The sequence below is a fragment of the Kitasatospora sp. NPDC093558 genome, from assembly GCF_040683475.1.
In the GTDB taxonomy this organism is placed as follows: Bacteria; Actinomycetota; Actinomycetes; order Streptomycetales; family Streptomycetaceae; genus Kitasatospora.
Genome location: NZ_JBFBDY010001084.1, coordinates 1 through 1,582 on the forward strand (window position 1 = coordinate 1; position 1,582 = coordinate 1,582).

Below are 1,582 nucleotides of genomic sequence, written 5' to 3' on the forward strand. Positions count from 1 at the left end.
GTGGAAGTCCCGGAGCAGCCCCGACGGGGCGATCCGGGAGGCGATCACGTCGACGCGCAGGGCGCGGCTGCCCGGGCGCACCGAGGCGGCCGCCCGCTCCGCGACGCGCAGCAGCTCGCGGGCGTGGGGCAGGAACGCCTGCCCGTCGATGGTGAGTCCGGCGCCGCGCGGGGTCCGGTGGAACAGCCGCACACCGAGGTCCTGCTCCAGCGTGGCGACACGTTTGGAGACGGCCTGCTGGGTGACGGCCAGCTCGGCGGCGGCGTCCTGGAAGCTGCCGGCTTCGGCGGCGGCCACGAAGGTGCGTACGGCGTTGAGGTCCATGCCGCGAAGCCTAGGGTCACAACGGATGGTTGTACCGTGCCGGGCCGACGGTTGTTTGATCCTTGGTGTAGCTGCCCGCTTTGATGCTGCCGTTCGCCTTCTGGTTGTACCGGCGGCGGTTCCGTTCCGAGAGGGGTGCGCGGGGGATGTGGGGCAGGCAGCAGTTGGACGTGGGGAGGCCGTCGCTGGGGAGGCCGTTCGGCTGGCTCTGGGCGGCGTACGGCGCGAGCGCGATGGGCACCCGGCTGGCGTTCGGCGCGTTCCCGTTCATCGCCATCCACGTGCTGCACTCCGGGGCGTCGGCCGTCGCCGTGCTCGCGGCGGCGGGCACGGCGGTCGGGGCGGTGGTGGCGGTGCCGCTCGGGCCGTGGGTGGAGTTCCGGCGCAAGCGGCCGGTCATGATCGGGATGGACTTGCTCCGCTGCGCGGCGCTGCTGAGCATCCCCGCCGCGTACGCGCTCGGGTGGCTCGGCTTCGGCCAGTTGCTCGCGGTGTCGGTGGTCGTCGCAGCGGCGGACATCACGTTCGGGGCCGCCTCCGGCGCGTACCTCAAGAGCCTCCTCCCGCCGGAGCAGCTGCTTGCCGCCAACGCCCGCTTCGAATCCACCACTTGGACGACGACCGTGCTCGGGCCGCCGCTCGGCGGTGCCGCGGTCGCACTGCTCGGCCCGGTCGCGACCGTCGTCGCCGACGCGGTGAGCTACCTGCTCTCGGCGCTCGGCATCCGGGCCATCGGCGGCCGGGAGCCCCAGCCCCCGCGCGGCGGCTCCGCCCGGCTGCGGGCCGGCGACCTGCTCGACGGCTGGCGGTTCGTGCTCGCGGATCCGGGGCTGCGACCGCTGTTCCTCAACACCGTCCTGGTGAACGCCCTCGTCATGGCCACCGAGCCGGTGCTCGCCGTCCTGCTGCTCGGCCGGCTCGGCTTCGGCCCGTGGCAGTACGGCCTCACCTTCGCCGTCCCGTGCCTCGGCGGGCTGATCGGCTCCCGGCTGTCCGGGCCGCTGGTCGCGCGCCATGGGCGGCGCCGGGTGCTGCTCGTCTCGGGGACGCTGCGGGCGAGCTGCCTGCCCGGGCTGGTCCTGGTCGGTCCCGGCGTGCCGGGGATGCTGCTCGTGATGGGCGTCGAGTTCGGGATGATCCTGTGCATCGGGGTGTTCAACCCGGTGTACTCCGCCTCCCGGCTGCAGCGGGTCGCGCCGGACCGGGCCGCCCGCGTGCTCTCCGCGTGGTCGGTGTTCTCCTGGAACCTCCTCGCGGA

At 74.0% G+C, this 1,582-nt stretch carries 2 protein-coding genes; one reads left to right on the forward strand and one right to left on the reverse strand.

Going from position 1 to position 1,582, the window contains the following annotated elements; genetic code table 11:
- Window positions 1-324, reverse strand: a 324-nt coding sequence (locus AB0O00_RS38690; RefSeq protein ID WP_363659363.1) for a LysR family transcriptional regulator, incomplete at its 3' end; no start/stop codon positions are given.
- Between the two features lie 146 nt (window positions 325-470).
- On the opposite strand from AB0O00_RS38690, the gene AB0O00_RS38695 reads away from it, so the two are divergent.
- Window positions 471-1,582, forward strand: a 1,112-nt coding sequence (locus tag AB0O00_RS38695; protein WP_363659364.1) for an MFS transporter, incomplete at its 3' end; no start/stop codon positions are given.